The organism is Lysinibacillus piscis (genome assembly GCF_026012395.1).
Taxonomy (GTDB): Bacteria; Bacillota; Bacilli; order Bacillales_A; family Planococcaceae; genus Lysinibacillus; species Lysinibacillus piscis.
Window position 1 is genome coordinate 1,065,613 of record NZ_BRZA01000001.1, and the last position, 12,529, is coordinate 1,078,141.

The 12,529-nt window shown below is 38.6% G+C and carries 14 protein-coding genes; all 14 read right to left on the reverse strand.

The features are described 5' to 3' along the window. Position 1 precedes the first annotated feature (1 nt). The 14 genes from OPF91_RS05185 to atpF all read right to left on the reverse strand — a co-directional run bounded on the left by OPF91_RS05185 (position 2) and on the right by atpF (position 12,447). Positions 2-841 (reverse strand): flagellar hook-basal body protein, encoded by an 840-nt coding sequence (locus tag OPF91_RS05185; protein WP_264987624.1) that lies wholly within the window; start codon positions 839-841, stop codon positions 2-4. A gap of 16 nt (positions 842-857) precedes the next feature. Continuing rightward, positions 858-1,691 (reverse strand): flagellar hook-basal body protein, encoded by an 834-nt coding sequence (locus tag OPF91_RS05190; RefSeq protein ID WP_264987625.1) that lies wholly within the window; start codon positions 1,689-1,691, stop codon positions 858-860. Between the two features lie 59 nt (positions 1,692-1,750). Then, the gene (locus tag OPF91_RS05195) at positions 1,751-2,746 is read right to left on the reverse strand and encodes a rod shape-determining protein (protein WP_264987626.1); all 996 of its coding nucleotides are present in this window, start codon (positions 2,744-2,746) and stop codon (positions 1,751-1,753) included. 179 nt (positions 2,747-2,925) lie between these two features. Beyond that, on the reverse strand, positions 2,926-3,186 hold the full coding sequence (locus tag OPF91_RS05200) for a sporulation transcriptional regulator SpoIIID (RefSeq protein WP_264987627.1): 261 nt from the start codon (positions 3,184-3,186) through the stop codon (positions 2,926-2,928). A gap of 114 nt (positions 3,187-3,300) precedes the next feature. Beyond that, the gene (locus OPF91_RS05205; protein WP_264987628.1) at positions 3,301-3,960 is read right to left on the reverse strand and encodes a M23 family metallopeptidase; all 660 of its coding nucleotides are present in this window, start codon (positions 3,958-3,960) and stop codon (positions 3,301-3,303) included. Between the two features lie 37 nt (positions 3,961-3,997). Further along, positions 3,998-4,933, reverse strand: coding sequence for a stage II sporulation protein D (spoIID, locus tag OPF91_RS05210; RefSeq protein WP_264987629.1), 936 nt, complete (start codon positions 4,931-4,933; stop codon positions 3,998-4,000). Positions 4,934-5,017: 84 nt separating this feature from the next. Further along, a complete protein-coding gene (murA, locus tag OPF91_RS05215; RefSeq protein WP_264987630.1) occupies positions 5,018-6,325 on the reverse strand; it encodes a UDP-N-acetylglucosamine 1-carboxyvinyltransferase in 1,308 nt (435 codons plus the stop codon). A gap of 414 nt (positions 6,326-6,739) precedes the next feature. Then, positions 6,740-6,979, reverse strand: coding sequence for a DUF1146 family protein (locus tag OPF91_RS05220; protein ID WP_264987631.1), 240 nt, complete (start codon positions 6,977-6,979; stop codon positions 6,740-6,742). A gap of 64 nt (positions 6,980-7,043) precedes the next feature. Continuing rightward, entirely contained in the window at positions 7,044-7,451 is a 408-nt protein-coding gene (locus OPF91_RS05225) for a F0F1 ATP synthase subunit epsilon (RefSeq protein WP_264987632.1), read from the reverse strand. Positions 7,452-7,475: 24 nt separating this feature from the next. Then, a complete protein-coding gene (gene atpD, locus OPF91_RS05230) occupies positions 7,476-8,891 on the reverse strand; it encodes a F0F1 ATP synthase subunit beta (protein WP_264987633.1) in 1,416 nt (471 codons plus the stop codon). A 52-nt stretch (positions 8,892-8,943) separates the two neighbouring features. Next, on the reverse strand, positions 8,944-9,801 hold the full coding sequence (gene atpG / locus OPF91_RS05235) for an ATP synthase F1 subunit gamma (RefSeq protein WP_264987634.1): 858 nt from the start codon (positions 9,799-9,801) through the stop codon (positions 8,944-8,946). 51 nt (positions 9,802-9,852) lie between these two features. Then, positions 9,853-11,361: a F0F1 ATP synthase subunit alpha gene (gene atpA / locus OPF91_RS05240; protein ID WP_264987635.1), complete on the reverse strand. Its 1,509-nt coding sequence runs from the start codon at positions 11,359-11,361 to the stop codon at positions 9,853-9,855. Between the two features lie 28 nt (positions 11,362-11,389). After that, positions 11,390-11,926: a F0F1 ATP synthase subunit delta gene (locus OPF91_RS05245; protein WP_264987636.1), complete on the reverse strand. Its 537-nt coding sequence runs from the start codon at positions 11,924-11,926 to the stop codon at positions 11,390-11,392. Beyond that, positions 11,923-12,447, reverse strand: a complete 525-nt coding sequence (atpF, locus tag OPF91_RS05250) for a F0F1 ATP synthase subunit B (protein ID WP_264987637.1) — start codon at positions 12,445-12,447, stop codon at positions 11,923-11,925. The genes OPF91_RS05245 and atpF overlap by 4 nt, the downstream gene beginning before the upstream one ends. Positions 12,448-12,529: the final 82 nt, after the last annotated feature.

The following is a 12,529-nucleotide window of genomic DNA, read 5'->3' on the forward strand; positions in this document are numbered from 1 at the left end:
CTTAGCGAATACTATTAATCAAACCAAGCATTTGGTCAGCCATCGAGACAGCTCTTGAATTAAATTGATACGCACGCTGTGTTTGAATCATATCTGTCATCTCTTTTGATAAATCAACATTAGACATTTCTAACATACCGCTTTGCAGTCCAATTTGCTGACGATTTGCTCCAACTAATTGCGTGACAACTTCAGCTTGTGTATAGCCAAGTTCTGCTAGATTATTTGGCAACCCCACATATGTACCTGAAATATGCTCCATTAGCTGTGGTTTTTGTAGCTCTGTTACAGCTAAATCTGTGCGAATCACATCACCATTTGCATATGTTGCCTCTAATACACCTTCTGTACGTACAGCAAAGTTTTGAACATTTTCAGGCAATGTGATAGCTTGACCTGCTGCATCAGCTAATGGATAGCCATCTGCATTCACGACCATTGCTGTTCCGTTATTTAAAGGAGATAAATAAAAGTCACCTTGACGAGTATACACTGTTCTTGTGCCATTTTCACCTTCTGGCATTAAAATGTTAAAATATTGTTTTGGTGTTGTGAATGCTAAATCAAGATCTCGATCTGTTGTTTGAAGTGAGCCTTGCTTTTGATTAATTTGAATTTGTCCAAGCATTGCCCCTACACCGTAACGAATACCGACTGGTGTTTGACGTTCAGCACGATCTTGTTTATCATTGTTAAATTGTTGATAGAGCAGCTCATTGAATGTCGCTTCTCTTTTTTTGTAGCCATGTGTATTACTGTTAGCAATATTATTACTAATTGTATCGAGTTTATTTTGTAACTGTCCCATTGTATTTGTTGCAGTAATCATTGTGCGTAACATTTAGCAAACACCCCCACTATACTTTTCCGATTTCGTTAACAGCCTTCTCCATACTACGGTCATAGGCTTGCAATACTTTTTGATTTGCTTCGAATGCTCGATAAGCTGTCATTAAATCCGTCATCGTACGTCCAGAATCTACATTGGAGTTTTCAAGAAATTTTTGACGTAATCCAAAAGTTACGCCGTTTGCTCCATATGCTGTCGGTAAATTTCCGCCATCTTCTAAACGCAGTAAGCCATTATCTTCTTTTCTTAGGATGTTCGGATTTTCTGCAAATGATACACCTACACGTGCCACTTGTTGATTTTCTACATAAATTGCTCCACTTTCATCGAGACGAAAATCATCGTTTGGTAGTTGAATACGTTGACCTGCATCTGATAAAACATATAGCCCTTGTCCATTAACTAAATATCCTTGTCCATCTAAAGTGAAATTCCCATTACGTGTATAGGCTTCCCCGCCATTTGGATGTGCTAAACGGAAAAAAATCGATCCTGCTACACCATCTTCATTTTGAGGTAATGTACCATCGATTAAAGCCATATCTGTTGTTGCATCTGTTTCATAAATTTGACCTTGTCCGTAATTTGGTAATGTCTCTTGCATATAAATACCTGTATTTAATGCACCCACCTGATTCATATATTGTGCACCTATTTGCTGCTTAGCTTGGGCATTCGTTTTGCCTACACTTGACATCAGCATATCAGGAAAAGAGCGAATCGTTGACTGATCTGCCTTAAAGCCTGGTGTATTAGCATTGGATAAGTTATTTGTTAATAATTCCGTGCGTCTTTGCTGTGCAATCATACCTGTCGCTACTGTATAAAACCCTTTAAACAAAGAAATCACCTCAATTGATTTTTAGCAAAATGTAAAAGTGCCTTTCGCCCATTTTGCCTTTATAGTGAAGCCGGGGCTTGATCAATATTTTCTAACATAATACCTGTACCAATTGCTACACAATCCATTGGACGCTCTGCCACAAATACAGGAACCTTCAACTCTTCAATTAATAGCTGGTCCATACCATGTAATAACGCTCCACCACCTGTAATAATTACGCCACGGTCAATAATATCTGCTGATAACTCTGGCGGTGTTTTTTCTAAAACATTTTTCGCAGATTGCACAATCATTGCCACAGATTCATGTAATGCCTGTTCAATCTCATGTGAATGAATCGTAATCGTTTGTGGTAAACCTGTTACCATATCTCGTCCACGAATTTCCATGGAATCTTGTCGACCACCCTTAAAGACTGTACCAATTGTCATTTTAATAGACTCCGCTGTACGTTCACCAATCAGTAATTTATACTCTTTTTTTATATATTGTAGAATATCATTATCAAAAACATCACCAGCAACTTTAATAGATTCGCTTGTTACAATGTCCCCCATTGATAAAACCGCAACATCTGTTGTTCCACCACCAATATCTACAACCATATTACCGCTTGGTTGGAAAATGTCCATACCAGCCCCGATTGCTGCCACTTTTGGTTCTTCTTCTAAGTATACTTTTTTGCCGCCTGATTTTTCTGCTGCTTCACGAATCGCTTTTTGTTCAACACTTGTAATATTTGTTGGACAACAAATTAAAATACGTGGCTTTGTTAAAAAGCCTTTTAAGTTTAATTTATTGATAAAATGTCTTAACATCGCTTCTGTTACATCGAAATCTGCAATAACACCATCACGCAATGGACGGATTGCTATGATGTTTCCTGGCGTACGTCCAACCATTTGACGAGCTTCTTCCCCAACTGCTAATACTTTATTTGTATTTTTATCAATTGCTACAACAGATGGCTCGTTTAAAACAATCCCTTTCCCCTTTACGTGAATTAATACATTTGCCGTTCCCAAGTCAATCCCAATATCTTTTGAAAACATTCTGTAGTTTCTCCTTCCCGCCAGTTCCATCACATAACGTTCATTTTATATCTTTATCTAGAATATTTTATCATATTTCATTGGTAATTTCACCTAGATTTAGTGTGAAAAGATACGAGTTATACATCGTTTTTTCCTTACCCATTTTAAGTTATTTATGTATATCAAAAAAGAACGAATCAGCTTTGACTCGTTCTTTCTTTCCATTTGTTTTTTGTTGCCTCTCCTCCACGAATATGACGCACGGCTTTATGATAGGCAAGAATTTCCTTCACTTGTTCAGCTAAGCCTTCATGAATCGTTGGCAATCGCTCTGTTAAATCTTTGTGTACCGTACTTTTGGAATAGCCTGTCAATTTCGCGAGGACACGCACAGTTTCACGCGTCTCAATCAATAATTCACCGAGGCGTATGCAGCGCTTCCGAATGTGCTCATGCACGTTCTTCGTCCTTTCCATACAATTTCACAAAATGGCTTTGGCATTAGCGCATTTCTTCACCTTATGTAAGGACAAAGCAATTCAGAACACTTTCTTACTCAAGTTAAAGCAATCTTAAAAACCTAGACGTTTTTTCGGATTAATGTAGTTCCCATTTTCAAGCACTTCAAAATGTAAATGAACACCTGCTGCTTGGTTCCACTCATTATCTGTTGCTTTACCAAGTACTTGCCCTTGTGTTACCTCATCACCTGTTTTCACCATAATGTCTTTAACAGAGCTATACTGTGTTTGTAGACCATTTGGATGTTCAATAACAATTTGATTGCCTGTAAATGCATCTAATTTGACTTCAGTTACTTTTCCACTCAGCGCTGCTAGTACTTCAAATTCTTCACCATTCATTGCCAGTGAAATACCAGACGATGTTGTAAAGGTTTGATTAAATACCATTAGGGCTTTTTCTTGTGATTCAGCACTCGCCTCTACATCATAAAATTCCTGTACGATTTGTACTTTATTGAGTGCCTCTTCTTTGAATGGATACTTCATAGTTTCTGTACGTGCATTTGTTTCAACTACAGGACCTGGTTCCACCTCTGCTACATTTGGCAATGGCGCCTCTTCTACTTTTGATACAAGAGTATTGTAACCAAATAGTATTCCTGCTAACATCAGTGCACTTCCTGCATAAACTGCTGGTAAAAACCATGGTTTCTTTTGTAATTGACCTTTTCCGTGTTGAGAAGTTTTGTTATTTTTATCCTCTCTCATTTTCATCACCTCTAGTTGCAGTGTGAACAACTAGAAGTTATTTTAAACATGTATCTAGCATTTTTATTTCAGTACCTTGATAGTAATGCATTAAAATATCAGTTGCTGTCTTTCCTATCTTAGCCATCGCTTCTGCACCATATTGACTCATACCTACCCCATGCCCATAACCCTTCGTATATACTTGCACTTTTTCATTTGCTGAGTTATAGGAAAGTGTAAAATCAGTAGATGGAATTTGTAATAGTGTGCGTACTTCTCGTCCTGTCCATACGTGCGTACCTAGCTGTATACGTTCTACTCGTTCCGAATCATTATAAATGAATTGAAGACGATTGAAATCAGCAGGCTGCCATTGAATAGGCCAAAGTGTATTCCATTCTGCTAATGTCCATTCTTTCAATGCAGTAAATTTAGGAGATGAACGATCACTGCTACTGTCCACTGTTTGTAGATATGGAATATCATTACCACTATAGCCATACGCACTTTCTGTTTTTCCATTACTTGTTGAATGGAACATAGCTGTAATTAATTCATTTTGATAGAGCAATACCTGTCCTTTTGTTTCTTGAACAGCTTCGACAATTTTCCGTTCATTTCCTGGGAAATCGCTTGCCCAATTCGCCTTTCGCTGCTCTTCATTATAAAAAACTTGTCTAGTAACAGTAGGAACAATCGCTTTTTTGCCATAGTTTGTCGATTTTAAAGCATATGTTCGTGCTGCAATCGCTTGTGCTTTTAATGCTTCTTTCTCAAAAGACACAGGCATTTCTGCTGCAACTACGCCTGTAATATAGGTTTCCAATGGTATCTTTTCTGCTTGTCCCTCCACCTTGATCCATATTTCGCAGGCTTTTGGTGTTGCAAATTTCGTGTTTTCCGTTGACATGTACTTACTAAATACAATAGGCACTGTATATAATACACTAATAAACAACAGCATTCCGAAACTGATTATCCATTTTTTCATACAAAATAATATGCTAGTCTTTTCAACAATATGTAATAACTCTATAAAGAAAACCCTCCACATCATAGTGAAGGGTTGGGAGCATTATTGTAATTCCAGTGTTGCTTTTTCAACTGTAGTCAGATTTTCATCTACAATACGTTCAATATTTGCACCAAGTGCTGCTAATTTCCCATGGAAGTTTACGTAGCCACGATCTAAATGGTGTAGCTTTGTCACTCGTGTGATACCTTCAGATACAAGCCCTGTTAAAATTAATGCAGCAGCTGCTCGTAAGTCTGTTGCCATTACTTCAGCTCCTTGCAAGTTAACAGGTCCTTCAATAAAGACAGAGCGTCCTTCAATTTTAGCACCCGCATTCATACGACGGAACTCTTCTACATGCATGAAGCGATTTTCAAATACCGTTTCAGTAATAATACTTGTGCCTTGTGCTGTTAACATTAATGCCATCATTTGTGATTGCATATCTGTTGGGAAACCTGGATGTGGCATCGTCTTAATGTCTACCGCTTTTAAACCGTTTGGCACGCTGACATGGATACCTTCTTCAAGCTCTGTCACCTCAACGCCCATTTCACGCATTTTAGCAATCAATGCTGTCATATGCTCTGGCACAGCATTTTCAATTGTAACATCCCCTCTTGTAATTGCTGCTGCTACCATAAATGTTCCAGCTTCAATACGGTCAGGTATAATATGATGCTCTGTCCCATATAATGCGTCAACACCTTCAATGCGAATCGTGTTTGTACCCGCACCAATAACACGACCACCCATGCTGTTAATAAAATTCGCTAAATCCACAATTTCAGGTTCTTTTGCTGCATTTTCAATAATTGTTGTGCCTTGTGCTAAAGAAGCAGCTGTCATAATGTTTTCTGTCGCACCAACACTTGGGAAATCTAGATAAATATTTGCTCCATGTAAGCGTCCTGTTGCTTTTGCTTCCACATAGCCATGACCAAAAGAAATTGTTGCCCCCATCGCTTCAAAGCCTTTTAAATGCAATTCAATTGGACGTGAACCAATCGCACAACCGCCTGGTAATGCTACACGGGCATAACCATTACGAGCTAATAATGAGCCCATCACTAAAATAGAAGCACGCATCTTGCTCACAAATTCAAATTGCGCTTCGCTTGAAAGTTCATTTGTCGCATCAATATAAACTGAGTTGTCCTCTGGTATATATGTAACTGCTGCATTTAGACTTTTTAATACCTCATTAATTGTATAGACGTCTGCTAAATTAGGGACTTCTCTAATTACATTTTCTCCTTTAGACGCAAGTAAAGCAGCTGCTAAAATTGGTAATACTGCATTTTTAGCACCCTCTACACGCACCTTCCCTTGCAGTTTTTCGCCACCAGTCACAATTATTTTTTCCACTTTATGTCCCTCCGAATTCAAACTATTAATTTATCAAATTTGTATTTTAAAAAGAAGTATAATGTCATTAATTAGTAAACAAACAACTTAATAGTACAACGTTTTTCCCTGTCGTTCAAGCATCAAAATCACTATTTTTTATCACACATGAACAGATAGTAAGATACACATTTCGAAATTTCAGGAAAAACGCTCTATTTTATGTGGACAATCCATTATTAAAAAAACCAATTAGTCATAAAGATACTTGGTAAAGATAAAAATTTCCACTGATTGAAGGTTCATTATAATATTCCTTATTATTATAGTACGCGCCATTCTTTTTTTTGTGAATGACAGCTATTGATTCTACTACCACACATTTCACAAGGTTGCACATTGTCTTGTATAGCCCTGTGAAATATGTAGCATCATTTAGAATAAATAAGGTAATTTACCCGACCATTTAGAAATTTGTAAGAAGAAATTGGATACTGCTGAACCAATAGCAATGCTCAACAAAATATACATCAATTGGATTTGAAATACTTTATTCTTTTTGAAAAGCTTATCTACCATCAATGCTTGCAGTGCATAAAATGTAACGCCGATAAAAAATATATGCGATACAATCCCTAATACAGCTCCTTGGCCAAGTTCTGTGTAAACATCCATATGGTATCCTCCTATATTCATAAAAAACGGACAGATCACTAAAATCTGTCCGTTCCATAGTATATTAAATATTACCCTCATGAACGTTGATACGATTCAACGCACGTTTTAATGATAATTCGGCACGTTTGAAGTCAATGTCATCTTGTTTATTTTGAATACGTCCTTCAGCACGTTTAACGGCTTCTTTGGCACGTTTTACGTCAATATTTTCAGCAATTTCAGCAGAAGGTGCTAAAATGGAAATTTTATCAGGACGAATTTCAATGAAACCACCGCTTACCGCAACAAGCTCAGTAGAACCATTCGCTTGCTTTAACTTCACTGCCCCAATAGCAAGTGGAGCAACCATTGGAATATGGCCTGCAAGAACACCGATTTCTCCTGAAGTTGTTTTTGCGACTACCATTGATACTTCAGAATCGCATACTGGGCCGTCGGGAGTGACAATACTAACTGCTACTGTCTTCATATGCTTTCCTCCTCGTCCCTAGTATTAAACCTCTACGCCCATGCTTTTCGCTTTTTCAACTACTTCATCAATTGAACCAACTAGACGGAAAGCATCTTCTGGTAAGTGATCCCATTTGCCATCAAGAATTTCCTTGAATGAACGTACAGTTTCTTTAACAGGCACATAAGAACCTGCTTGACCAGTGAATTGCTCCGCTACGTGGAAGTTTTGAGATAAGAAGAATTGAATACGACGAGCACGTTCTACTGTTTGTTTATCTTCATCAGATAATTCATCCATACCTAAGATTGCAATGATATCTTGTAATTCACGGTAACGTTGGATTGTACGTTTTACGTTAGTCGCGATTGCATAATGTTCAGCGCCTACAATATCAGGTGACAATGCACGAGAAGTTGAAGCTAATGGGTCTACCGCAGGATAAATACCCATTTCTGATAATTTACGCTCAAGGTTTGTTGTTGCATCTAAGTGAGCGAAAGTCGTTGCTGGAGCCGGGTCAGTATAGTCATCGGCTGGTACGTAAATCGCTTGGATAGAAGTTACAGAACCTTTGTTAGTAGATGTGATACGCTCTTGTAATTTACCCATTTCTGTAGCAAGTGTTGGTTGGTAACCCACCGCAGAAGGCATACGACCTAATAAGGCAGAAACCTCAGAACCTGCTTGTGTGAAACGGAAGATATTATCGATGAATAAAAGTACGTCTTGACCTTGCTCATCACGGAAATATTCAGCCATTGTCAGACCTGTTAAAGCTACACGCATACGTGCTCCAGGTGGCTCGTTCATTTGACCAAATACCATCGCTGTTTGCTTAATAACGCCTGAATCGCTCATTTCGTGGAATAAGTCGTTCCCTTCACGAGTACGCTCACCTACACCAGCGAATACAGAGATACCAGAGTGCTCTTGTGCGATGTTGTTAATTAATTCTTGGATTAATACCGTTTTACCTACACCGGCACCACCGAATAGACCGATTTTACCACCTTTAATATATGGTGCTAATAAGTCTACTACTTTGATACCTGTTTCAAGGATTTCAACTGTTGTTGAAAGATTCTCGAATGATGGTGCTTCACGGTGAATTGAATCACGACGTGCAGCAGCTGGAATCTCTTCACCTAAGTCGATTACTTCTCCAAGTACGTTGAATACACGACCTAGAGTAACTTCACCAACTGGTACTGAGATTGCTTTTCCTGAGTCTGTTACTTCTGCTCCACGTTGTAAGCCATCCGTAGATGCCATCGCAATTGTACGAACAGAATCATCACCTAAATGAAGAGCAACTTCTAGTGTAAGAGTTGTTGGTTCTTCATTCGGACGTTCAATCTTAACTGTTAATGAGTTATAGATTGCTGGTAATTGGCCATTGCTGAATTTTACGTCAACAACTGGACCCATTACTTGAATAACATGTCCTTTATTCATTACTGTGTACCCTCCTATTCGTATTCTTATACGACATTGGGGAGACATGCGCCTATTCTAAGGCAGCAGCTCCACCAACGATTTCTGTAATTTCTTGTGTAATCGCTGCTTGACGCGCACGGTTATATTGCAATGAAAGCTCCGCAATTAAATCAGAAGCATTATCCGTTGCATTACGCATAGCCGTCATACGTGATGAATGTTCACTTGCTTTTCCATCTAATAATGCACCATAAATTAAGCTTTCTGCATATTGTGGTAACAATACTTCAAGAATTGCTTCACCAGATGGCTCAAATTCATAAGAAGCTACACCTGTTGCAGGGGCAATATCAGTTAATGGAAGAAGTTTCTTTTCAGTCACTTCACTAGCAATAGCGCTAACGAAATGATTGTAGTACATATAAAGTTCATCATATGTACCGTCAATGAACATACCAACAGCTTTACGAGCGATTTCTTTAATATCAGCAAATGTCGGTTGGTCAGGAAGAGCAACGATACTGCTGATGACATGATGATCACGTTTTACAAAGTAATCACGCACAACACGACCTACTGCTAAAATAACGTATTCGTCTTTTGATTTATGACGCTCGTTAATTGTACGTTGCACTTGACGCAAGATACTTGAATTATAAGCACCTGCTAGTCCACGGTCAGAACCAATTACTAAGTAAGCTGTTTTCTTTACAGGACGAACAGTTAGCATTGGATGCCCACTATCTTTCGTACCTGCTGCAATTGCACCTACTACGTCTTGGATTTTTTCCATATAAGGAACGTACGCTTTCGCATTTTGCTCTGCACGACGTAATTTTGAAGAAGAAACCATCTGCATCGCTTTTGTCGTTTTTTGTGTGCTCTTTGTAGAATTAATACGACCTTTAATTTCGCGTAAGTTTACCACTGGTATTTCACCACCTTCTGTTTTTTAATCCACTCCATCACATACTTGAACTTATTCAGATTTTGCGAAAGTTTTTTTGAACTCAGTAAGAGCTGCTACATACTCTGCATCTGGTGCAAGTTCTTGTGTTGTACGAACATGGTCTAAAACATTTGTGTGGTTTGAATCTAACCAGCTTAAAAACTCTGATTCAAAACGAACGATATCTTGTACTGGAATATCATCTAAATGACCTTTTGTTAGGGCATAAAGAATGGCAACTTGTTTTTCAACTTTTAGCGGTTTGTTTAAATCTTGTTTTAACACTTCAACTGTACGTTTACCACGTTCAAGTTTTGCAAGTGTTACTTTATCTAAGTCAGAACCGAATTGAGCGAATGCCTCAAGCTCACGGAATGCTGCTAAGTCAAGACGTAATGTACCAGCTACTTTTTTCATCGCTTTAATTTGAGCAGATCCACCTACACGTGATACAGAAAGACCTGCATTAATCGCTGGACGTACACCTGAGTTGAATAAGTCAGATTGCAAGAAAATTTGACCATCTGTGATTGAGATAACGTTTGTTGGGATGTATGCAGAGATATCCCCAGCTTGTGTCTCAACAAATGGAAGAGCTGTAATTGAACCGTTTTGGTAAGTTTCGTTTAATTTTGCAGCACGTTCTAATAGACGGCTGTGTAGATAGAATACGTCACCAGGGTAAGCTTCACGACCTGGAGGACGACGAAGAAGAAGTGAAAGCTCACGGTAAGCTGATGCTTGTTTTGTTAAGTCATCATACACTACTAATACGTGTTTACCTTGTAACATGAATTCTTCTGCCATTGATACACCAGCAAGTGGCGCTAAGTATAGTAATGGAGCTGGTTGAGATGCTGATGCTGTTACAACGATTGTGTAATCTAATGCACCATGCTTACGTAATGTTTCAACTACACCACGAACTGTTGATTCTTTTTGACCGATTGCTACATAGATACAAATCATATTTTCACCATTTTGGTTTAAGATTGTATCGATAGCAACAGATGTTTTACCTGTTTGACGGTCACCGATGATTAACTCACGTTGACCACGACCGATTGGTACTAATGCATCAATCGCTTTAATCCCAGTTTGTAATGGTTCATGTACTGATTTACGAGCCATTACACCGAAAGCTGGACTTTCGATAGGACGTGTTTTTGTTGCGTTGATTGGACCTTGACCATCTACTGGTTGACCAAGTGGGTTTACAACACGACCAATTAGTTCTTCACCAACTGGTACTTCCATAATACGACCTGTACGACGAACTTCATCGCCTTCTTTAATGCCAAGGTAGTCACCTAGAATAACGATACCAACGTTACCTTCTTCTAAGTTTTGAGCCATACCCATAACACCGTTTGAGAACTCTAATAGCTCTCCAGCCATGACGTTGTCGAGGCCATGAGCAAGAGCGATACCGTCACCAACACGGATAACTGTACCAACTTCGCTTACTTTAAGTTCAGATTCATAATTCTCAATCTGTTGTTTAATCAGACTGCTGATTTCTTCAGCCTTGATGCCCATGTATGTCACCTCTCACATTTCTAAAATATTAACCGATTAATTCACGTTTTAGACGCTCTAGCTTACTTGCTACTGAGCTATCATAAATATGGTTACCGATTTGAACACGAATACCACCAAGTAATGATGGATCAATTTCGTTTGTAATGTTTAATGAATGTTTACCAACAAGTGTCGCAAATGCTGTTGAAATGTTTGCACTTTCTTCAGCAGTAAGCTCACGCGTTGAGAACACTGTTGCATTGGCAATCCCTTGTGCTTGTGCAGCAAATTCAGCATATGCTTCTGCAATTAACTTTACTTCGTTCACACGTTTTTTCTCAACCAGAAGTTGAATTGTGTGTATAAATTCAGGAGTTGCTCCTACGAAGATATCAGCGATAATTTGTTTCTTACGTTCGATTGAAAATTTCGGTGCACTCAAAAGCGTTAAAAGCTCAGGTGATACGTTTAATACTTTTGTAAGCTCCTGCAAATCTGAACCGACTTCAGTAAGAATATTTTTTTGTTGTGCTAACTCGAAAAGTGCTTGCGCATAACGTTTTGCTAGCGTTGAATTACTCATTGAGCTTCCCCTGCCTTCGCAATCGTCTCTTCAATTAGAGCACGGTTGTCTGCCTCAGAAATTTCTTTGCTAAGGACTTTAGATGCTGCAAGTACAGATAATGACACAACTTCGTCACGCACTGCGGCAATAGCCTTTTCTTTTTCAGACTCGATTTCACGTACAGCAGATTCTTTTAAGCGGTTAGCTTCATTGCGAGCAGCAGTAAGAATTTCTTCTTTTTGCAATTCGCCTTGCTTCTTTGCGCTTTCAACAATCGCCTGTGCTTCCGTACGAGCTTCTTTTAAAAGGCTCTTTTGTTCTTCTAAAAATTGGTGAGATTCTTTGCGTGCTTTTTCAGCTGCTTCGATTTCACTCGCTACTAATTCTTCACGTTGTTGCATAATGCCCATAAGTGGACCCCAAGCAAACTTTTTTAGTAAAAACATTAATACTAGGAAAATAACTAATGTTGATACAATATCACCGTTGTTAAATCCTTCACCAGCGCCTGAGCCTAGTACAAGATAATCTAAAAACACGATTGTTTCACTCCCTTCAAGAGCATTAACTACATAATAATGGACAAGCTAAAACTACCTATTTTAAAAAGCTATATGTATA